22 protein-coding genes are annotated in these 19,360 nt (G+C 56.2%); 17 read left to right on the forward strand and 5 right to left on the reverse strand.

Translation table 11 applies throughout. The annotated features are described in order from the left end of the window. Window positions 1-33: 33 nt before the first annotated feature. A complete protein-coding gene (locus tag B5F94_RS03345) occupies window positions 34-2,214 on the reverse strand; it encodes a DNA topoisomerase III (RefSeq protein WP_087327660.1) in 2,181 nt (726 codons plus the stop codon). A gap of 130 nt (window positions 2,215-2,344) precedes the next feature. On the opposite strand from B5F94_RS03345, the gene B5F94_RS03350 reads away from it, so the two are divergent. Further along, window positions 2,345-2,533, forward strand: a complete 189-nt coding sequence (locus tag B5F94_RS03350; RefSeq protein WP_087188230.1) for a hypothetical protein — start codon at window positions 2,345-2,347, stop codon at window positions 2,531-2,533. Window positions 2,534-2,575: 42 nt separating this feature from the next. On the opposite strand, the gene B5F94_RS03355 is transcribed toward B5F94_RS03350, so the two are convergent. Further along, entirely contained in the window at window positions 2,576-2,896 is a 321-nt protein-coding gene (locus tag B5F94_RS03355; protein WP_343212783.1) for a winged helix-turn-helix transcriptional regulator, read from the reverse strand. 115 nt (window positions 2,897-3,011) lie between these two features. Here B5F94_RS03355 and B5F94_RS03360 point away from each other — a divergent pair, with 115 nt between their 5' ends. Next, window positions 3,012-3,623, forward strand: a complete 612-nt coding sequence (locus B5F94_RS03360; RefSeq protein ID WP_087188231.1) for a LysE/ArgO family amino acid transporter — start codon at window positions 3,012-3,014, stop codon at window positions 3,621-3,623. Window positions 3,624-3,668: 45 nt separating this feature from the next. On the opposite strand, the gene pepT is transcribed toward B5F94_RS03360, so the two are convergent. Continuing rightward, window positions 3,669-4,880: a peptidase T gene (pepT, locus tag B5F94_RS03365; protein ID WP_087327663.1), complete on the reverse strand. Its 1,212-nt coding sequence runs from the start codon at window positions 4,878-4,880 to the stop codon at window positions 3,669-3,671. Between the two features lie 113 nt (window positions 4,881-4,993). Here pepT and B5F94_RS03370 point away from each other — a divergent pair, with 113 nt between their 5' ends. Beyond that, a complete protein-coding gene (locus B5F94_RS03370; protein ID WP_087327665.1) occupies window positions 4,994-5,941 on the forward strand; it encodes an alpha/beta fold hydrolase in 948 nt (315 codons plus the stop codon). Window positions 5,942-5,983: 42 nt separating this feature from the next. Here B5F94_RS03370 and B5F94_RS03375 read toward each other — a convergent pair whose 3' ends face one another. Both B5F94_RS03375 and rpmB read right to left on the reverse strand, forming a co-directional pair. Beyond that, window positions 5,984-6,322 (reverse strand): histidine triad nucleotide-binding protein, encoded by a 339-nt coding sequence (locus B5F94_RS03375; protein ID WP_087188235.1) that lies wholly within the window; start codon window positions 6,320-6,322, stop codon window positions 5,984-5,986. Window positions 6,323-6,438: 116 nt separating this feature from the next. Beyond that, window positions 6,439-6,627: a 50S ribosomal protein L28 gene (rpmB, locus tag B5F94_RS03380; RefSeq protein WP_087188236.1), complete on the reverse strand. Its 189-nt coding sequence runs from the start codon at window positions 6,625-6,627 to the stop codon at window positions 6,439-6,441. Between the two features lie 524 nt (window positions 6,628-7,151). On the opposite strand from rpmB, the gene hprK reads away from it, so the two are divergent. The 14 genes from hprK to B5F94_RS03455 all read left to right on the forward strand — a co-directional run bounded on the left by hprK (window position 7,152) and on the right by B5F94_RS03455 (window position 19,357). After that, window positions 7,152-8,105, forward strand: coding sequence for an HPr(Ser) kinase/phosphatase (hprK, locus tag B5F94_RS03385; RefSeq protein WP_087188237.1), 954 nt, complete (start codon window positions 7,152-7,154; stop codon window positions 8,103-8,105). An 89-nt stretch (window positions 8,106-8,194) separates the two neighbouring features. After that, window positions 8,195-9,637 (forward strand): MBOAT family O-acyltransferase, encoded by a 1,443-nt coding sequence (locus B5F94_RS03390; RefSeq protein ID WP_087327668.1) that lies wholly within the window; start codon window positions 8,195-8,197, stop codon window positions 9,635-9,637. 15 nt (window positions 9,638-9,652) lie between these two features. Further along, complete coding sequence (locus B5F94_RS03395) at window positions 9,653-10,672, forward strand: SGNH/GDSL hydrolase family protein (RefSeq protein WP_087327671.1); 1,020 nt, start codon at window positions 9,653-9,655, stop codon at window positions 10,670-10,672. A gap of 104 nt (window positions 10,673-10,776) precedes the next feature. Beyond that, window positions 10,777-11,277, forward strand: a complete 501-nt coding sequence (locus B5F94_RS03400; protein ID WP_087327674.1) for an RNA polymerase sigma factor — start codon at window positions 10,777-10,779, stop codon at window positions 11,275-11,277. Beyond that, a complete protein-coding gene (locus B5F94_RS03405) occupies window positions 11,258-12,442 on the forward strand; it encodes a DUF4179 domain-containing protein (RefSeq protein ID WP_087327677.1) in 1,185 nt (394 codons plus the stop codon). Before B5F94_RS03400 ends, B5F94_RS03405 begins: the two co-directional genes overlap by 20 nt. A 209-nt stretch (window positions 12,443-12,651) precedes the next feature. Further along, on the forward strand, window positions 12,652-13,377 hold the full coding sequence (gene rpsB / locus B5F94_RS03410; protein ID WP_087188242.1) for a 30S ribosomal protein S2: 726 nt from the start codon (window positions 12,652-12,654) through the stop codon (window positions 13,375-13,377). A gap of 80 nt (window positions 13,378-13,457) precedes the next feature. Then, window positions 13,458-14,372: a translation elongation factor Ts gene (gene tsf / locus B5F94_RS03415; protein ID WP_087265659.1), complete on the forward strand. Its 915-nt coding sequence runs from the start codon at window positions 13,458-13,460 to the stop codon at window positions 14,370-14,372. An 853-nt stretch (window positions 14,373-15,225) separates the two neighbouring features. Beyond that, window positions 15,226-16,185, forward strand: a complete 960-nt coding sequence (locus B5F94_RS03425) for a hypothetical protein (protein WP_204247464.1) — start codon at window positions 15,226-15,228, stop codon at window positions 16,183-16,185. Further along, the gene (locus tag B5F94_RS16130) at window positions 16,103-16,477 is read left to right on the forward strand and encodes a hypothetical protein (RefSeq protein ID WP_143383233.1); all 375 of its coding nucleotides are present in this window, start codon (window positions 16,103-16,105) and stop codon (window positions 16,475-16,477) included. Before B5F94_RS03425 ends, B5F94_RS16130 begins: the two co-directional genes overlap by 83 nt. Before the next feature lie 25 nt (window positions 16,478-16,502). Further along, entirely contained in the window at window positions 16,503-17,252 is a 750-nt protein-coding gene (locus tag B5F94_RS03435) for an SMI1/KNR4 family protein (RefSeq protein WP_087327683.1), read from the forward strand. Window positions 17,253-17,353: 101 nt separating this feature from the next. Continuing rightward, the gene (locus B5F94_RS03440; RefSeq protein WP_087327686.1) at window positions 17,354-17,971 is read left to right on the forward strand and encodes a DNA alkylation repair protein; all 618 of its coding nucleotides are present in this window, start codon (window positions 17,354-17,356) and stop codon (window positions 17,969-17,971) included. 75 nt (window positions 17,972-18,046) lie between these two features. Beyond that, window positions 18,047-18,574 carry an SF0329 family protein gene (locus tag B5F94_RS03445; protein ID WP_087327689.1) on the forward strand — a complete coding sequence of 176 codons (528 nt, stop codon included), beginning with the start codon at window positions 18,047-18,049 and terminating at the stop codon, window positions 18,572-18,574. A gap of 18 nt (window positions 18,575-18,592) precedes the next feature. Next, window positions 18,593-18,952 (forward strand): hypothetical protein, encoded by a 360-nt coding sequence (locus B5F94_RS03450; RefSeq protein WP_087327693.1) that lies wholly within the window; start codon window positions 18,593-18,595, stop codon window positions 18,950-18,952. Between the two features lie 51 nt (window positions 18,953-19,003). Continuing rightward, the gene (locus tag B5F94_RS03455; RefSeq protein WP_087327696.1) at window positions 19,004-19,357 is read left to right on the forward strand and encodes a hypothetical protein; all 354 of its coding nucleotides are present in this window, start codon (window positions 19,004-19,006) and stop codon (window positions 19,355-19,357) included. Window positions 19,358-19,360 lie beyond the last annotated feature (3 nt).

Raw genomic sequence — 19,360 nt, forward strand, 5'->3', positions numbered from 1 at the left:
GAAATCCCTCTTTTCTCTCTCTCTAATTCTCTCTTATTTGTTCTGTTCCAGCCACTTTTTCAGCTGCTCGGCCATGGCGGAGCTGCCGCTGTCCTTCTGCTGTTCCTGCTGCTGGAGATAGCGGCGCACATCTCCCTTACCGGCGGATTTGGTCTCCCGCCGTTTCTTGAAGTCGCTGAGCCGTTCCCGGTAGCCGCACACGCAGGCGAAGAGCTGCTTGTCTCCCTCGCCCCGCAGCTCCATCTTCTTGTGACAGTTGGGGCAGCGGGCGTTGGTGGTCTGGGTGACCGAGCGGCGGTAGCCGCATTCCCGGTCGGGACACACCAGCATCTTGCCCCGTTTACCCTTGACGCTGAGCAGGAATTTGCCACAGTCAGGGCACTTCTCACGGGTCACATTGTCGTGGGTATAGGTGGCGTCGCTGGCCTTCACTTCGGCCACCAGATGGGAGGCGTAGCCCTTCATTTCACCCACGAAGGCATCCTCCTTCTCCTTGCCCTGGGCGATGTCTCCCAGCCGTTTTTCCCACTGGGCGGTGAGGGAGGCCGAGCGCAGGTCGGTAGGGGCCAGTCCCACCACCTGGACCCCCTTGGAGGTGGGTACCAACTCCTTGCCCCGGCGCTCGATATAGAAAGCGGAGAACAGCTTTTCAATGATATCTGCCCGGGTGGCGGGGGTGCCCAGGCCGCCGGTTTCCTCCAGAATCTTACTCTGGTCCCGGTCCTGTACCTGAGCGGCAGGGTGCTCCATGGCGGTGAGCAGGGTAGCCTCGGTGTACCGCTTGGGAGGTGCGGTCTTGCCCACATTGGCCCGGACGGACAGCACAGGCAGCTTGTCCCCCTGGCGCAGGTCGGGCAGAGACTGCTCCCGCTCCTCTTCATCCTCGGGCTCCTCCAGGTCGAAGGAACGATCATAGGCCGCCTTCCAGCCCGGCTCCTTCACGATTTTGCCTCGGGCGTGGAAGGTCTCGCCGTCGATGGTCAGCTTGAGGGAGACCTCCTCGTACTCGAAGGGGGGCAGCAGCACCGCCAAAAACCGGCGTGCCACCAGGTCGAAGATGTTGCGCTCGGGCCCGGACAGCCGCCACAGGTCCACCTGCTCCTCGGTGGGGATGATGGCATGGTGGTCGCTCACCTTGGCGTTGTTTACCAGATAGCGGGTCTGAAGGGGACGATGGCTCATGATCTGCCGGGCCAGGGGAGCGTATTCGTCGATCATCACGCTGCGCAGCCGCTCGGGCAGGGTGGGTACCACATCATCGGAGATATAGCGGGAGTCGGTGCGGGGGTAGGTGAGGATCTTGTGGACCTCATAGAGGTTCTGCATGACGGACAGGGTTTCCTTGGCGGAGTAGGCGTACTTTTTGTTCGCATCCCGCTGCAGCTCGGTCAGGTCGTAGGCGGCGGGCGGAGGTGTTTGCTTCCAGGTGCGCTTGATTTCGGTCAGCACAGCGGTCTTTCCTGTCAGTTTATTGACAAGGGAATCTGCTTGCTCCTTGCTGAAAATACGGGCCTGTCCGTTTTTATCACGCCATGTTGCTGTGAAGCCATTTAGCTTCACGGAAACGGTATAAAATTCCTTGGGTTGGAACTTGCGGATCTCCTCCTCACGGTCCACAATGAGGGCCAGGGTGGGGGTCTGGACCCGTCCGGCGGACAGCTGAGCGTTGTACTTGCAGGTGAGAGCCCGGGTGACATTGAGGCCCACCACCCAGTCGGCCACGCTGCGGGCCCGGGCGGAGTGGTACAGGTTGTCGTAGTCGGCGGCGGGGCGCAGGTGGGCAAAGCCCTCCTTGATGGCCTTATCAGTCTGGGAGGAGATCCACAGCCGTTTGGCCGGCTTCTTCCAGCCCGCCTTCTCCATGATCCACCGGGCTACCAATTCTCCCTCACGGCCGGCGTCGGTGGCGATGACCAGATCGCCGACGTCGCCCCGGCGCATCTGGGCCTGTACCGCCCGGAACTGCCGCCCGGACTGAGGAATTACCACCGTTTTCATTCTGTCGGGCAGCATGGGCAGAGTACGCATATCCCACTTGGCCCAAGCCTTGTCATAGTCCTCCGGGGGTGCCAGCTCCACCAGATGGCCCAGGGCCCAGGTGACAATGTAGCGCTCCCCCTCCAGAAAGCCCTCGCCGGACTTTTTGCAGCCCAACACACGGGCCAATTCCCGCGCTACCGAGGGCTTTTCCGCCAATACCAATGTTTTAGCCATATAGATTCTCCTAACCGCCGTTAAACGGCGTTTCTGGGTGATTTTCAACGGTTGACTTTTGGATACCGCTCTGGTATGTTTAAGCCAGAAGGAATCCCTGTTACTGGTGCGACTGAGAAAGGAGTACAGTATGTTCGGGTTTGCTGGTTTGCAGATCAAGATGAGCCAGACTTTGCCCCCCGAGGACCGGATGAGTTCTGCCGAGCGGGTTTGCCGCAGACAGGCCAGGGACGCGGAATGGAAGTTCCGGGTCTCCAAGGGATACGAGAAGGATACCTTCTGGAACCGAGTCAAGTTCAATATGACCCACAAAGACTGAGTTTCTATCCAGCCGCGGGCTTTGCCCGCGGCTTTTTTGTATTTAGAGGGAGATGCTCCAGTTACCCAACTGATCCAGAATGGGGATCAGCTGTTTGCAGGGCTCTGTGATGCTGTATTCCACCCGCACCGGTACCTCCAGATACTCTGTCCGGGTGACCAGCTTGTCCTCTTCCAGCTCCCGAAGGGCATTGGCCAGCACAGTGTTGGATACCCCGTCCAGGGTCTTTTTCAGCTGGTTGTACCGGGTGGGGCCATTATTATACAGGGAGCACAGGATCTGCATCTTCCACTTGCCGCCGATAAGGGACAGGGCGTGGTTCAGAGGGCAGGTATCCATGCAGGGACAGTTTTCATGTTCCACAGGTCAGTTCCTCCTTACCTGGTACGAAATTTCTGCGTTCTTGCGTTGGGAGAAGATAGGTACTATAATACTACCAGGTTGTAAAAATGAAAAGTATTTTTTAGGAGGAATTTCCATGCCGCCCTATTTGACCGGTCTTGGCATTGGCCTGGCCTATGTGGCCCCCATCGGAATGCAGAACCTGTTCGTCATCAATTCAGCTCTGACTCAGCCCCGGCACAAGGCGCTGCTGACTGCCCTCATCGTGGTATTCTTCGATGTGACCCTGGCGCTGGCCTGCTTCTTTGGTATCGGCGCGCTGATGGAACACTTCACCTGGCTGCAGATGGTCATTCTGCTGGTGGGCGGCGCCATCGTGATTTGGATTGGTATCAGTCTGCTGCGGGATAAGCCCACCATGGACAACAATGTGGACGTAAATATCTCCCTGCCCAAGGTGGCGGCCAAGGCCTGCGTGGTCACCTGGTTCAATCCCCAGGCCATTATCGACGGTACCATGCTGTTCGGCGGCTTCCGGGCGGGCAACCCCGGCGGGGTGAGCACTCAGCTGATTCTGGGTTCCTCCACCGCCTCCTTCCTGTGGTTCTTTGGCATCACGGTGCTGATCTCCCTCTTCTCCGCCCGCTTCAACGACAAGATTCTGCGGGTCATCAACATCATCTGCGGTATTATCATTATTTTCTACGGCGGCAAGCTGATTTGGCAGTTCTTCCAGATGGTCATGTAAAAAAAGTCCCCTCCGTTTGGAGGGGACTTTTCTTATTCCTCAAATTCAGGCTTTTACCAGATGGACCAGCACGTCGGTCATCTTGTGCAGGGCGTCCACCGGGATATACTCGTGGACCCCGTGGAAGTTGACGCCGCCGGTACACAGATTGGGGCAGGGGAGACCCATATAGCTGAGACGGGCGCCGTCGGTACCGCCACGAATGGGAACCTCCAGAGGAGTGATGCCGACGGCCTCCATGGCGGTTCGGGCACGATGGATCAGATACATATGGGGCTCGATCTGCTCTCGCATATTGTAATAGGAATCCTTCAGCTCCAGCTCCACAGTACCAGCGCCGTATTTGGCGTTGAGATAGTCCACAACACGGGTAAGGAAGGCCTTGCGGTCCTCAAACTTGGCCCGGTCGTGGTCCCGGATGATATAGGAGAGGGTAGCGGTGGTCTCATCGCCGGACATCTCGCACAGGTGGTAGAAGCCCTCCCGGCCCTCGGTGTGGGCAGGGGTCTCGGCGGGAGGCAGCAGGTTGACCAGTTCCACGGCCATGAGAATGGCACTCTTCATCTTGTTTTTGGCGGAGCCGGGGTGGATGTTCACGCCATGAATGGTGATCTGAGCGCTGGCGGCGTTGAAGTTTTCATACTCCAGCTCGCCCAGCTCGCCGCCATCCACGGTGTAGGCCACCGCCGCGCCGAAGCCCGCCACGTCGAAGTGGTCGGCGCCGCTGCCCACCTCCTCGTCGGGGGTGAAGCCCACGGCAATGCGGCCATGGGGGATCTCGGGGTGGAGGGTGAGATATTCCACAGCGGACATGATCTCCGCCACGCCAGCCTTGTCGTCGGCTCCCAGCAGGGTGGTGCCGTCGGTGACGATCAGATCCTGGCCCACATATTTGGACAGGCTCTCAAACTCGGCGGCCTTCATGGTGATCTGCTTTTCCTCGTTCAGGAGGATGTCGCCCCCCTCATAGTGGACAATGCGGGGCTTTACATCAGCGCCGGGGGCGCTGGGGGAGGTGTCCATGTGGGCAATGAGGCCCATACAGGGGATGCCCTCACAGCCCGGAGTGGCGGGCAGCCAGCCGTAGACGTAGCCATACTCGTCCATGTGAGCGTTGTGCAGACCCATCTGACTCAGTTCCGCGGCCAGGGTTTCCCCCAGTACCTTCTGCTTTTCGGTGGTGGGAGTGGTCTGGCTGTGCTCGTCTGACTGGGTATCATAGGTGACGTACTTTAAAAACCGTTCCACAGCGTTCATGTTCTGCGTCCTTTCTCCCGGTTTCCGTTCCTTGCTCTTGACGGATACCGGGCAATGGAATAGACTAAACTAAATAGCACCCGATATTATACCATAAGAGGAGCCGGATTTCTATGGTGACGACGCAGGAATTTACCTTCCCCTCCAGCGATGGAGTCCATCTGGTGGGAGCCACCTGGTGGAAAGGGGAGACGGAGCGGCCCAGGGCCATCGTGCAGCTGGTCCACGGAATTTCGGAGTATATCGGCCGGTATGACGATTTTGCCCGGTTTCTGGCAGAGTGCGGCTACTGGGTGGTGGGTCATGACCATCTGGGCCACGGCCGCACGGCGACGGACCCGTCGGAGTACGGCTGGTTTGCCGACAAAGATGGGTGGAAGTATGTGCTGAAGGACACCCGCACCCTGCGGCGGTTAGCAGGGGAGGCCTGCCCGGAGGCTCCCTATTTTATCATGGGTCACTCCATGGGCTCCTTTGTGGTGCGGGGTTATCTCAGTTACTGGCCGGGTACAGTGGACGGGGCCATCCTGTCGGGTACAGGCCAGGAAGCGCCCGCCAAAGTGAACGCGGGGCTGGCCCTCTCCGGCCTGCTTCTGAAAACCAAAGGCCCCAGGGCCCACAGCAAACTGCTGGACAACCTGTCCGTTGGGGCCTACAACAAGCAGTTCAAGCCCACCCGCACCGGGGCGGACTGGATCTCCCGGGATCAGGCGGTGGTGGACGCCTACTGCGCCGATCCGCTGTGCCAGTTCCTGCCCACGGTGAGTATGTTCCACGACATGATGCACGGGCTCAATCTGCTGGCCAGGAAGAGCACTCTGGACCGGCTGGACCCAAATACGCCGGTATACTTCTTTGCCGGAGACCGGGACCCGGTGGGCCAGCAGGGCAAAGGTGTCAAAAAAGTGGCCCGCTGGTTCAAGGAGGCGGGTGTAAAGGATGTTGCTGTCAAGCTTTACCCGGAGGGCCGCCACGAAATGCTCAACGAGACCAACCACCAGCAGGTCTATGAGGATGTGCTGGCCTGGCTGGAGGGGCATTTAAAGAAGAAAGAGGCATGACAAAAGCGGCCGCGCACAGCGCGGCCGCTTTTCTTTGGGGGATTAGCCCGGAGGCCAGGTCATATCCCGGCCCGCCAGCACATGGAAGTGCAGGTGGTGGACCGACTGGCCCGCCTGCTCTCCGCAGTTGGACACCACTCGGAAGTCGGTGATGCCCAGCTGGGCGGTCACTTTGGAAATGACCTCAAAGATATGGGCCACCACGCCGGCATTGTCGGCGGTGATCTCGCCGCAGGAGCCGATGTGGGCCTTGGGGATCACCAGGAAATGGGTGGGCGCCTGGGGATCGATGTCATAGAAGGCAAAGACCTGATCGTCCTCGTAGACCTTGTTGGACGGGATCTCCCCGGCGGCGATCTTACAGAACAGACAGTCACTCATAGCAGGACCTCCTCATTTGTCAAGCTGGGTTCAGTATAGCACAGAAGGGTGGGCTTGTCATGCCTGAAAACGAAAAAAGGACCGCCCGACTGGGCAGTCCTTTTTCTATTGGTCAATCACACAGCGCGGGTGACCTTACCCGAACGGAGGCATCTGGTGCACACATAAACGTGCTTGGGCGTGCCGTTGACGATCGCCTTGACGCGCTTCACATTGGGCTTCCAGGGGCGGTTGGTGCGGCGGTGAGAGTGGGACACCTTAATACCGAACACGACACCCTTGTCGCAAAATTCACATTTGGCCATTCACTTATACCTCCTCGCTCGTCAGGATACGCTTACAAAAGCATCGAACGATATGATAGCAGAACTTTCGAAAAAATGCAAGTGCTTTTTTCAAAATGACTGGAATTTTTCTGCGGGGGCCTGTACACAGGTTCTTACCACACTGCTTCTTTTGGCAAATTGCCTTCCCGGTTGCAAATCGGGAGGAGAGAATGGTATAATAATGTCTACTGAATAAACCGCGATGCGGTTTATTCGCGCGGAGGTAGCCGCGCAATTTCATAAAAACAGCTCGAAGTGGCCGTTTTTATGAAATTCAGCCATTGTTACAATGCGTATTTCCGTTGGCGCGTCTCAACGCACCAACGGAAAGTGCGAGGGTTTTTGGACGAGATCGTCCAAAACCCTTGCACTTGAACAAAGCCATTTGGCCTTGAAAACCTTGGTTTTCAAGGTTTGTGGCTTTGTTCAGTACGCATTATAATAAAACAAATCGCTTTGAAATGACCGGCGGGGGACAACCCGCCTTTATAGGAGGAAGAGCTATGGAAAGCTTGTACACCGTCAAACTGGGCGAATTGATCAAAAAGTTTAATCTGGAGGTGCTCCGCGGGGCGGAGGGCTATGAGGACCAGGCTATCTGCACGGAGGACGTGAATCGTCCCGGCCTGCAGCTTACCGGATTTTTTGACTACTTCGATCCCCATCGGCTCCAGGTCATTGGCAAGGTGGAGGATACCTACCTCTCGGGCCTGACACCGGATCAGAGGCGGGAGAGCTTTGAGTTGCTGCTGAGCCAGGATATTCCTGCCCTTATCGTCTCCCGGGGCATTGATCCCTTCCCGGAGTGCATGGAAATGGCGGAGAAATACGACCGGACGGTGCTCCGCAGCCAGGACACCACCAGTGTGCTGATGAGCACCATCATTGCCTCCCTGAAATCCTACCTGGCCCCCCGCATCACCCGCCACGGTGTGCTGGTGGAGGTATACGGCGAGGGCGTGCTGCTGCTGGGCGAGTCCGGCGTGGGCAAGAGTGAGACCGCCATCGAGCTGGTGAAGCGTGGACACCGCCTCATCGCCGACGACGCGGTGGAGATCAAGCAGACTGTCACCGGCGGCCTGATGGGTACTGCGCCCGAGCTCATCCGCCACTATATCGAACTGCGTGGCATCGGCGTCATTGACGTGCGCCGCCTGTTCGGTATGAGCGCTGTTAAAGAAGAGGCGGAGATTGACATGGTCATCAGCCTGGAGCAGTGGAAGGACGGGGCCATGTATGACCGGCTGGGCCTGGAGAACCTGTACACCACCATTCTGGACGTACAGGTGCCCTCCCTCACCATTCCGGTGAAGCCGGGCCGGAATCTGGCGGTCATCATCGAGGTGGCGGCCATGAACAACCGCCATAAGAAGATGGGCTACAACGCCGCTCTGGAGTTCACCAAGCAGATCAACGAGCACTTTGACCAGGCCATGAGCGCCCAGATGAACAAGTAATCCCTCAGATCACGGCCCGCCGCGGCGGACTTCGGAGCCAGAGGCCCCGGAGCAAAGCCCGGCGGGCTTTTTAAAGGATGTGACCGCTCTTGACCTTTTTATCCCTGCCCTTCTTCTGCTTTTTTCCGGTAACAGCGCTGGGCTATTTTCTGCTGCCCCGGAAGGTGCGGAACCTGTGGCTGCTGTTGGCAAGCTGGTTTTTCTATCTGTGCGCCAAGCCGGTCTATCTCACCCTGCTGCTCTTTGTGATCCTCACCTCCTATGTGGCGGGAATCTCCCTAGGAAAGAAGAAAAAGCGGTGGGTGTTGGTGCTCTGCCTGCTGACCGACGTGGTACTGCTTTTCCTATTCAAATATGTCAACTTCGCCCTCTCTATGGTGGGAGAGGTTCTTCACGGCATGGGGATTGCCTGGAATGTGCCGGTACTGGACATTGTGCTGCCGGTGGGTATCTCCTTCTACCTCTTCCAGGCCATGGGCTATGTAATCGACGTATGGCGGGGCAAGGCGGAGGCCCAGGGAAATTTCCTGCTCCATGCCCTGTTTCTCTCCTTCTTTCCCCAGGTGGTGTCCGGCCCCATCGGCCGGGCAGGGGAGCTTACCCCCCAGTTCCGGGAACCGCACCCCTTTGACTGGGACAAGTTCCGGGAGGGTTTGGTGCGCTTTTTGTGGGGTGCCTTTAAGAAAATGGTGCTGGCTGACCGATTGGCGGTGCTGGTCAACACCATCTTCGGGGCACCGGAGACCTTTGGCGCGGTGCAGGTGATGGGAGCAGCGGTGGCCTTTTCCCTCCAGATCTACTGTGATTTCTCCTCCTACACCGACATGGCCCTGGGCGTGGCCCACAGCATGGGCTTCACCCTGCGGGAGAACTTTGACACACCCTATTTTTCCCGGTCCATTGCAGAATTCTGGCGGCGGTGGCATATGTCCCTGTCCAACTGGTTCCGGGACTACCTGTACATCCCCTTGGGCGGCTCCCGGCGGGGTACCGCCCGGAAATATTTGAATGTACTTATCGTTTTTGCGGTCAGCGGCCTGTGGCACGGGGCGGCCATGACCTTTGTAGTGTGGGGCGTGCTCAACGGCCTCTATCAGGTGATGGGGGCTGTTACTGCGCCCCTGCGGGATGGCGGGTACCGGCTGCTCCACATCAGGGAGGACGGTCCCTTCCGGCATGGAGTGCAGATCCTGATTACCTTCCTGCTGGCCACGGTGGCCTGGGTGTTCTTCAAGGCCAGTTCTCTGTCCAATGCCCTGGCGGTTCTGGGCGGGATGCTCCACGGCCCTCTGTGGGTGCGCCAGAGCATGGGCCTGGACCGGTGGGAGCTGCTGGCGGCAGCTGCGGGGCTTCTGCTGCTCTTGCTGGTAGATTTGTTGAGCAAGAGATACAATCTATGGAAGACATATTTGCAACAGCCCCGGCTGGTACGGTGGTGCATCCTGTGGGTGCTCCTCTTTGGTTGCCTGATCTTCGGCAGCTATGGAGCAGGGTATGACGCTCAGGATTTTATGTATGGATTTAGTTTTTAAGGAGGGGATACACCAATGAAGCGCCTGAACGAGGGGAAAGAGTGCTTCTTTGCCCTCCTCTTCCTGCTGCTGACGGCAGTGATGGTCAATTTTATCTCCGACGTTCTGCGGCCCTCACAGACCCTGTACGGAGCCACCTGGAGTGCCTTCCGGGCGGAACCGGAGGACAGCCTGGACGTGATCTATCTGGGCAGCTCCTTTGCCTACTGCGATTTCAACCCCTCAGTGGTGTACGATGCCTCCGGCCTAACGGGGTATGTGATGGCGGGTTCGGAACAGCCGCTGTCCATTACCTATTGGTATTTGAAGGAGATTTTCCAAACCCAGTCTCCCTCCGCCGTGGTGCTGGAGGGTACCTCTCTGTACTTTAAGCAGTATCAGAACTATACCCAGCAGAATGTGAGCCAAATGCCGTTCTCGGTCAACAAACTGGGCGCCATCTTTACGGCGTCTGAGGAGAACCTGCGGACCGGACTGCTCTTTGACCTGTCTCTCTACCACAGCCGTTGGAAGGAGATGGGCAAAAGCGATCTGAAAAAAGCGGTGGTTCCGTTACAGGGGGACTACTACAAGGGCTTTACGCCGGTGGATCAGGTGATGGACGGCGTGGGAGAAACGGTGGTGGAAGGTAACCGCACAGTGTCGGAGGAGGACTACGCCGCCAACCTGGAGTGGCTGGGCAAGATCCTGGCCCTCTGCCGGGAACACGGAGCCCAGCCCATCATTACCTTCAATCCCAGCTATACCCGCTGCACCCAGGAACAGTACGCCCGCAATACGGCAGACATTCTGGCTCTGGATGGGGAGACGCTGGTATACAACTGGTCGGACAGCTTCGAGGAGATGGGGCTGATCCCCACAGAGCATCTCTATGACGGCGGGCACCTGAACCAGGACGGAGCGGCTATTTTCTCCGCCTGGCTGGGCCGATTCCTGACAGACGAGGTGGGGCTGGTCCCCAGAACTCAGACTACGGAAAATACCGCTGCCTGGCAGGAATCTGCCGCCTGGTGGCGGGAGAAAAACCAGAGCTGACTTGAAAAACCTCCGGCTTCGGCCGGAGGTTTTGTCACGTTTGGCTTTGCCCAGGTGTATTCCAGGTGAACGCGTTCCAATCCACAAGGCAAGGAGGGAGGACCATGGAAGGACAGGACAGGGAGGCGCTGGCCCGGCGGCTGGTGGACACTTATTCCGATCAGCTGCTGCGGCTGGCCTACTCGCTGCTGAACAATGTGCCGGACGCACAGGATGTGTGCCAGGAGGCGCTGCTTAAGAGGCTGGGCCACGCCCCCATCTTTGAAAGCCGGGAGCATGAGCGGGCCTGGCTGATTCGGGTGACCATCAATCTGTGCAAAAATTTGCGGCGCAGTCCCTGGCGTACCCGGACAGTGGGGCTGGATACGGTGGCCGAACAGGCGGCTTTCCAACCGGAAGAGGGGGGCGTGCTGGAGGAGGTCCAGCAGCTGCCTGCCAAGTACCGGGAGGTATTGGTGCTCTATTATTATATGGGCTATGACACCAATGAAATTGCGGATATCCTGGGTATCCGGGCGGAGGCGGTACGGGCCCGGATGAGCCGGGCCAGACAGAAGCTGAGACTGGGATTGGAGGTACAGGGCTATGGCAAGCTATCGAGATGAACTGGACCGGCTGAAATTTTCGCCGGAGGAAAAGAATGAACTGACCCGCCGCCTGACGGCGGAGCGTGCGACCACGACGGCGCAGCGGATGCGCCTGCCCTACCGGGTTCTGGTGGCTGCGGTAGCGGCCATCTCCCTACTGGTGGGGGCGGTAGGCGCGGTATCTCTGGCAGGGGTATCTCCCGCCTTCCGGGAACTGCTTGGTATTACCGATGATGCTCAGGCCCAGCAGCTGGGTGCGGAGCAGTTGAATCTGGTCTTTGAGGATCAAAATGGCTCCGGTGCCTCCATTACCGTCAAAGAGGTGGTCAAGGATCAGGAGCAGGTCTATGTGCTGCTGGACTTCACCGCTCCGGCAGGGGTGGTGCTTCCCATACCGGAGGAGACGGCGGACGGCCGGAACTTCTGGCTGGGGGAGGAAGAGGGGGACTGCTCCGCAGCCTTCTATGGAGATGAGGCTTGCACCCAGCGGGTGGACCCCCGCAGCTGGGGCTGGGGGTTCCGGGCAGTGGACGATACGGATACCACCGACCAAGTGATCCCCCTGATGCTCCAGATTACCTGCGATGAGACCCTGCCTGAAGAAGCGACCTGGCTGAAGGTTACCCACCTGTCCAACCTGTGGGCACTGGAAGACGGGAAAGAGACCTGTGTGCTGTCCGGAATGGACTTTACCCTCGCCATTCCGATCGAGACCACGGCGGAGATCTACTCCTTTGAGGGGCGCTGCGGCGTAAATCTGAACGGCGTCACGCTGGCCACGGCAGAAAATCTGACCATCTCACCGGTCAGCGTGGCCATGGATCTGGTGATCCCCGACGGGGCGGCCTACGATGCTGCGTTCGAGGCCCAGGGCCCCTGGCAGGTGTATGTGCTGCTGGAGGACGGTACCCAGGTGTGGACCAAGTTTGAAAAGGGCGGCGGCGTTCAGGATGTGTTCCACGACGACGCGGGGCAGACCTTCTTCCGGGCTGACCACGTCCGCTTTGAGTTGGACTCCCCCGTTGATGTGGGCCAGATCAAAGATATTGTCTTTGTAGGCGACAACAGTCTGGTGTATGGGGAGGAAGAGAGTGACGCGGTGATCCACTTCCGCTTTACCCCCCACTATTTCCGTAATGAGACCTACTGGAACCAGGTCAATGAAGGGTGGAAGAACAGCTGAATCCAGATGAAAAAGAGCTCGGAATGATCCGGGCTCTTTTTCATTTTTTGCGGCGAAAAAATCCTTGCAAAACTGGAAACACTGTGATATTATATTCGGGCATGATTACGCACACCCGCGGACGGGGGGCCAGGTGCTTCCGCTTGGAGGTTGGCCGGCTCCGAATGAACCGGGTGGAGGAATCAACAATTAAAGGAGGAATTTTTACCATGGCAGTCGTATCTATGAAGCAGCTTCTCGAGGCGGGCGTTCACTTCGGTCACCAGACCCGTCGCTGGAACCCCAAGATGGCCACCTATATCTACACCGAGCGCAACGGCATCTATATCATCGACCTGCAGAAGACCGTGAAGAAGCTGGAGGAGGCCTACAACTTCGTCCGTTCTCTGGGCGAGTCCGGCCAGACCCTGCTGTTCGTGGGCACCAAGAAGCAGGCTCAGGAGGCTATCAAGGAAGAGGCTGAGCGCGTTGGTATGTACTATGTCAATGCCCGTTGGCTGGGCGGTATGCTCACCAACTTCAAGACCATGCGCGGCCGCGTGGAGCGTCTGAACCAGCTGAAGAAGATGCAGGAGGACGGCACCTTCGATATGCTCCCCAAGAAGGAAGTCATGAAGCACCTGGGCGAGATCGCCAAGCTGGAGAAGTACCTGGGCGGCGTCGTGGAGATGAAGAAGCTCCCCGGTGCTCTGTTCGTGGTTGACCCCCGCAAGGAGCGCAACGCCATCAACGAGGCCCGCAAGCTGAACATCCCCATCGTGGCTATCGTGGACACCAACTGTGACCCCGACGAGATCGACTATGTGATTCCCGGCAACGATGACGCCATCCGCGCCATCAAGCTGATCTCCGGTGTGATGGCCAACGCCATCCAGGAGGGCAAGCAGGGCCAGGACGCCGCTGAGGAGACCGAGAAGACCGAGGCCGCTGAGTAATTTACCCAAACAAAGGACAGGAGCGCCCGCCCGCGCGGGCGGGCGCTCCTTTTTATAATTGAGATGGAGGTAATGTGATCATGGCAATCACTGCAAAAGACGTACAGGCCCTGCGCGAGATGACCGGCGTGGGCATGATGGACTGCAAGAAGGCCCTCACCGAGGCCGAGGGCAACATGGACAAGGCTGTTGAGATCCTGCGCGAGAAGGGTCTGGCTGCTTCCCAGAAGAAGGCTGGCCGCATCGCCGCCGAGGGTATGGCTTACGCTACCGTGGTGGACGGCATCGGCGTGGTGGTCGAGGTTAACGCCGAGACCGACTTCGTGGGCAAGAACGAGAAGTTCGTCGACTTCGTGAAGGGTGTTGCCGCTGTTGTGGCCGCCAACAAGCCCGCTGACCTGGACGCTCTGATGGCTCTGCCCTACGGCAACGGCCGCACCGTGCAGGAGGAGCAGCAGGAGATGGTGCTGGTTATCGGCGAGAACATCAAGGTCCGCCGCTTTGCCTTCTTCACCGATGGTATCTCCGTGCCCTATGTCCATGCCGGCGGCAAGATCGGCGTGCTGGTGAACCTGGAGACCAGCCTGTCCGCCGAGCAGGTTGAGACCGTTGGTAAGGACGTGGCCATGCAGATCGCCGCTCTGAATCCCCGCTTCTGGGATAAGAGCCAGGTGGATCAGGCCACTCTGGACGAGGAGAAGAAGATCCTGCTGGTCCAGATGGAGAACGATCCCAAGATGGCTTCCAAGCCTGAGAAGGTGAAGGAGGGCATCGTGGCTGGCAAGCTGGGCAAGTTCTATAAGGAGAACTGCCTGCTGCAGCAGGAGTTCGTGAAGGACAACTCCATGACCGTGGAGCAGTATATCGCTTCCGCTGCCAAGGCTCTGGGCGGCGCTGTGACCTTCAAGAACGCTGTTCGCTTTGAGAAGGGCGAGGGCATCGAGAAGAAGCAGGAGAACTTCGCTGAGGAGATCGCCAAGCAGCTGGGCAAGTAATTGTGTACTTGTCCCCCCGCAAACAAGCACATTGTCCCTAAATAATGACTCACAAAAGAGTCCGAGGAAATTCGTTTCCCCGGGCTCTTTTTTTTATTTATTTTCTGTTTATGCCCGATTTTTGGCTTGATTTAGAACTGATTTAGAATTTTTTGAGAAAGAGATTGGGCGAGCAGCTTGTGGTCAAAATGGTTGGACAAATGACCGTTTTGGAAGGGATGATCACATGGTATCTAAGGGAAATGGCAATTAACTCAAAAAATTGACAGCGAAATTTGAATTAAATGAAAAATTTGCGGGTAGTATCATCAAATTTTTGATTTAATTCAATTTTTGGACGCAAAATTTTGAGCTAATTCCGTGCCATCATCAAAATTTTGAGTTAATTCAAAAAATTAAGATAAAAATTTGCTGATATAGAAAACTGATGGAGATATAAGCCACTGGGGAAACAAACTTTTTGGGGAGGGGTGTCGTATGGAACGCTTAGGTGAGCGCACACGAGACATCCGATTTTACAGTAACAAGAACGGAGATATCGTATGCCTGCACAGCAAGTGGGCGAGGAATTACGCACGATGGTTGGAGGAGCAAGCGTGGGTGCAGAGTTATCAGGTAGGTTGTCCTCTGGATGCCGACATCATGGGCCGCATATCACGGGCGGGCATACGCACGGACTACCTACAGACCGGGTGGGCTACCGACTTTGTCATCCGGTACGCTGATGGACACAAAGGCGTAAGAGAGCTAGTGCAGCGAGGACAGTTGAAGAAAAAGGCCCATGTAGAGCGCCTGGAGCTATCTCGCAGGTACTGGGCGGCGACCGATACGGAGTGGATGGTGGTGATCGTAGATGGATAGACCACTGCGCTTTGTGAAACGATTAGGCGCCATCTATCGAGTTTTGATTGAAACTCCAGCTGGCTGCTGGCTCATTAACTGTAACGGCCCCTCTCCACCATTTTTTGAGGCCGACCTACACAGATATGAGCGTGTACCAACGCCGGAAAGCTGGATATCAGAACAGATTAACACCCCGGCTCAGGTGGCCCGCCTGAAGATGATCCAACCGTTGCTTGATTGCACTGATTGTATCTCGGACAAGTCCTTGCGTTACCAGATGGCGGCAGAGGTTGCACAGCAACACAAGACCACAACACGCCGCATCCTGCGGCTGTACTACCGGTATCTTGCCACAGGACGACTCACGCAAAAGCGGACACAGCAGGCCAGCAAAAGCAATCAGATGATAGAGCGAGCAATCCGGCGGTACTATTTTGGTGCCAAACGGCTATCCCTAAGATCCGCTTATGAGATGATGCTGCTGGAGGACTATGTGGGACCCGAGGGAGAGATGGATAGCGATGCTCCGACATGGAGCCAGTTCCGCCACTACTACTATGGACACAGCTTGCACAAGGACCCTCAAAAGATCATTGCACGAGAGGGCCTTACCAAATATCAGAGAGACCACCGACCTGCATGGGGCTCCTCTGCCGGATGGCGGTCACAGCCCGGGAGCTATCAGATGGATTCCACACAGGCGGACATCTATTTGGTGTCCCGACAGGACAGATCCATTGTGGTGGGCAGGCCGTATATCTACTTGGCAGTAGATACGGCCACTCACCTGATTGCGGGTGTCTATGTCGGGTATAGCTGCGATGAAACCGCGGTGATGGCTTGTATCGCCCAAGCAGCATCTGACAAAGTGGAGTATTGTGCCCGCTATGGCATCGAGATTACAGCAATACAAGGACCGTCTCACAAAAAGTATCGAACATTTTTCTCAAAAATACCGATATGCGGATGAAGCGGAAGCACTCAAAATTGAAACCTTTATCTCAAAACTCAATTTTGAGCAGCCGGGGCAGCTGGCGATCCAAGAAGTTTGCCCATATCCCCATGGAAATGCCTACTTGTGCTTTTTAATGGGAACAGACGCCTTATTTGAGATTTATGTATTTGGCAAATATTCTGACATCATGAGCGATCATGATGCATGGGAAGTTTTCAGTCCATACCTGTTGCTTGTGGACGAGGATTTTATTCATTACACTTATATCAACGATGATGGCGAAGTCATGGAATCACAAGTATCGTGATGGCGGAGAAAGAGCGTGGACACCTATGAACAAAGAATCATTGACTGAAAAACTCCTGGACTTGGTCGAGGGGCGGGAAACTCCCGAAACCTGGAGGAGCTGGTGGGACGAACATGAGACGGAGTTGGAAGCCCTGCTGAGTCGGGGTGAATTTCTGAAGCTGAAGCCCTGCCGACATGGTTTCCAGTGGGTCCCGGTGTTTGGCAGCCAAAAGGGAGCCATCGCCATTCTGGAAAAGAGCGGCACTGCATTTGAGGCCAGCAATCTCTACCAGGAGCGGTATCTGGCCGAGCTGGACGCTTTCTGCAAAGAGCAGGAGCGAGTGCAGCGGGAAAAGCAAACGAAATTCAAGACCAACAACCCGGAGTTGTTTGGCCGATACCCCAAGTTCTCCAAAGCGTTGGCAAAGGTACTGGATCCCGCTGATGAGATCAGGCCTGCCGCTACGGAGGAGCAAATCGCAGGCCGAGAAAGAGCGCTGGACTTCACGCTCCCGTCCCAGGTGCGGGAGTTCTTCCTGCTGACCGCAGGCATCCAGGCGTCCACAGGCGTGATCCTTTCCCTTGCCGGGATGTTTGATCTGACCATCCATGGAGAGCGGTATTGTGTGCTGGGCGAGTTCTGGAAAGAAGCGGACGGCGACCAACTTCTGCTCCGCCCCGGAGAGGAAACCATCTGGTACTACGCCCATGAGCAGGACAAGGTAAAGCGCCTCTGCAATGATATGGCAGAACTGCTGGAGAAGAAACTGGCGAGATATCTCAATGAGCACTGAAAATATCGCCCATGAAAAACGCTATCGGGACTGGCGGGTGCAGTATATAAATGCGGTATAATGTTGACCAAAAAACTGACTTTAAAAGACGGTGAGTTCACTTGAGAGAAGACATTGAGAGCTTGGAGCACGACTTTTCCTTGATAGAAAACGGCTTTAAGGTTGAAGAAAAAAGAGCTTTGGATGATTATAAGGCTCATGATCGTGAATACATCAAAGAGTTGGCGCTTTTGGCGTACAAATCTGAAGTATATCAGGTAAGAATGTATGGCGTATTCCTTTTGGGCTACTTATCAGAAGATGATGACATTTTAGTATTCATGAGAGATGAGGTCTCGAAAGACGATGACTGGAGAGTTCAGGAGATATTAGCAAAGTCGTTTGATGAGTTCTGTAAGCGAAAAGGATATCAAAATGCTCTTCCAACGATTGATGAATGGATGAAAAGCAGCAATCCCAATACCCGGAGGGCTGTTACAGAAGGTCTGCGGATTTGGACGAGCAGACCATATTTCAAAGAGAACCCTATGGAAGCGATTAAACGGTTAGCTGGTTTGAGAGAGGATTCCAGTGAATATGTCAGGAAGTCGGTAGGTAATGCCTTGAGAGATATAAGCAAAAAATTTCCAGATTTAATTGAGGCTGAACTAAATCGTTGGAAATTGGATAGGAAAGAAATCAATCAAGTATATAAATTGGCAATCAAATTTATTAAGTAGCGAATTCCATTTTGTTTGAGAGACGCTTCTGCCAAAGTCAAGGATACTAACAACCGCAGAGAGGAGACAATCCCCATGTCAAACAGCCGGGTAGCCACTTGGAGCGGAATCCGAAACAAACTGGAGAATGATTACCTGTGCCCGGCGCTCCGGGACCGCATCCAGTATTTTGCCACCAGCTACTGGGAAAGCCATGACCAAACAGGCCGGGCGGCCATTCGATTGGACGGCGTGGAGGTGCTGCGAAGCAACTACTATGCCTATGAACAGCATTATTGGAACAGATATCAGGCCCTGCGGCGGGAGGGTGTCGGAGAGGTCGACCCGAAGGCCCCCTTCCGGCTGGCCCATGAAGGGACGCTGAACGACGGCTGTTTTGACAACGGTTTTTTCTATGAGGCGTTTCACAAATTTGACAACCAGAGCATTGAGAAAAGCCTCGTCAGTGGGAATCCTCTTGTCCGCATCTTTGCCCTCCTGGACCGCAGGCTGGGAAAGCGCCGCCTGCTGCCTTTGGAGGAATCCATGGAGCAAGAACTGGACTGGGTGCGGGCCTTCTATGTGATCCGGATGCAGGCCGAAGGGTTAATGGAAAAGGAATAACATTCAGGAGGAACTGCCATGTCACAGATCGCATCCTTTTATCTTCTCAAAGACGGCCGGCGGCAGGAACTGTCCAATGGCGACTGCTCTGGCGCGGTTTATATGGCCATCTGGGACTGGTGTGAGAGCGAGCTGGATTTGGATGTCCGTTTTCCTGCTCCCCAGACGGAGGACACCCTGGACTGCGCTCTGCTGGAGGGAGGGCTGGCGTCTAATGTGCTGGCAGCCCTGCGGGAGCAGGACCTCCCGGAGCTGGCCGCTAAAATTGCCCCAGACTGGGATCTACTCACCGAGGCGGTACAAAGCGGACTTGAAACGCTGCGCTCCCATCTGGAACTGGTGCAGGGCGACGCTGCCCTGCTGTATGAAATGACTTGACGAGACTATGCCCATGACAAGGATACAGGTTAAGAAACGGAGAGAAATACCATGGTGAGAGATGGACTTGTGTTCAAAGATGAGGGTGGTCAGGTCATATTCAACCAGTACAGCTTCTGTGAACTGGTGAAGCACCTGCTGGTGGGGCTGGTGGGGATCTCCTATGAGGAAGCATCTCAGATAGTGGAACGCTCACCGCTGGCAGAGCCAGTGGCCGATGCCTTGCGAGTGGCGATATTCAGCCATGACCTGCCTTATTACTGGGCTATGTTTTTCTACTATGGGAACGGTTATTGGTGGAAAAGGGGTATTCCGGCGCAGCCAGAGGATATGGATGCCTATGAAGCTCTGGAAAATAAGATCATGGAGAAATATGACTTAAAGGAACCCTTTGAGTGGGAATAAGAG

Origin of the sequence: Flavonifractor sp. An4 (assembly GCF_002161755.1) — a bacterium.
Taxonomy (GTDB): Bacteria; Bacillota; Clostridia; order Oscillospirales; family Oscillospiraceae; genus Flavonifractor; species Flavonifractor avicola.

What these genes read in the sequence shown, in the direction of transcription:
- tsf (WP_087265659.1), top strand. Translation starts at nt 13,458, where the DNA reads ATGGCAATCACTGCAAAAGACGTACAGGCCCTGCGCGAGATGACCGGC.
- B5F94_RS03370 (WP_087327665.1), top strand. Translation starts at nt 4,994, where the DNA reads ATGGTGACGACGCAGGAATTTACCTTCCCCTCCAGCGATGGAGTCCAT.
- pepT (WP_087327663.1), bottom strand. Translation starts at nt 4,880, where the DNA reads ATGAACGCTGTGGAACGGTTTTTAAAGTACGTCACCTATGATACCCAG.
- B5F94_RS03455 (WP_087327696.1), top strand. Translation starts at nt 19,004, where the DNA reads ATGGTGAGAGATGGACTTGTGTTCAAAGATGAGGGTGGTCAGGTCATA.
- B5F94_RS03405 (WP_087327677.1), top strand. Translation starts at nt 11,258, where the DNA reads ATGGCAAGCTATCGAGATGAACTGGACCGGCTGAAATTTTCGCCGGAG.
- B5F94_RS03435 (WP_087327683.1), top strand. Translation starts at nt 16,503, where the DNA reads ATGAACAAAGAATCATTGACTGAAAAACTCCTGGACTTGGTCGAGGGG.
- B5F94_RS03360 (WP_087188231.1), top strand. Translation starts at nt 3,012, where the DNA reads ATGCCGCCCTATTTGACCGGTCTTGGCATTGGCCTGGCCTATGTGGCC.
- hprK (WP_087188237.1), top strand. Translation starts at nt 7,152, where the DNA reads ATGGAAAGCTTGTACACCGTCAAACTGGGCGAATTGATCAAAAAGTTT.
- B5F94_RS03445 (WP_087327689.1), top strand. Translation starts at nt 18,047, where the DNA reads ATGTCAAACAGCCGGGTAGCCACTTGGAGCGGAATCCGAAACAAACTG.
- rpsB (WP_087188242.1), top strand. Translation starts at nt 12,652, where the DNA reads ATGGCAGTCGTATCTATGAAGCAGCTTCTCGAGGCGGGCGTTCACTTC.
- B5F94_RS03395 (WP_087327671.1), top strand. Translation starts at nt 9,653, where the DNA reads ATGAAGCGCCTGAACGAGGGGAAAGAGTGCTTCTTTGCCCTCCTCTTC.
- B5F94_RS03345 (WP_087327660.1), bottom strand. Translation starts at nt 2,214, where the DNA reads ATGGCTAAAACATTGGTATTGGCGGAAAAGCCCTCGGTAGCGCGGGAA.
- B5F94_RS03400 (WP_087327674.1), top strand. Translation starts at nt 10,777, where the DNA reads ATGGAAGGACAGGACAGGGAGGCGCTGGCCCGGCGGCTGGTGGACACT.
- B5F94_RS03425 (WP_204247464.1), top strand. Translation starts at nt 15,226, where the DNA reads ATGGATAGACCACTGCGCTTTGTGAAACGATTAGGCGCCATCTATCGA.
- B5F94_RS03375 (WP_087188235.1), bottom strand. Translation starts at nt 6,322, where the DNA reads ATGAGTGACTGTCTGTTCTGTAAGATCGCCGCCGGGGAGATCCCGTCC.
- B5F94_RS03450 (WP_087327693.1), top strand. Translation starts at nt 18,593, where the DNA reads ATGTCACAGATCGCATCCTTTTATCTTCTCAAAGACGGCCGGCGGCAG.
- B5F94_RS03350 (WP_087188230.1), top strand. Translation starts at nt 2,345, where the DNA reads ATGTTCGGGTTTGCTGGTTTGCAGATCAAGATGAGCCAGACTTTGCCC.
- B5F94_RS16130 (WP_143383233.1), top strand. Translation starts at nt 16,103, where the DNA reads ATGGCATCGAGATTACAGCAATACAAGGACCGTCTCACAAAAAGTATC.
- rpmB (WP_087188236.1), bottom strand. Translation starts at nt 6,627, where the DNA reads ATGGCCAAATGTGAATTTTGCGACAAGGGTGTCGTGTTCGGTATTAAG.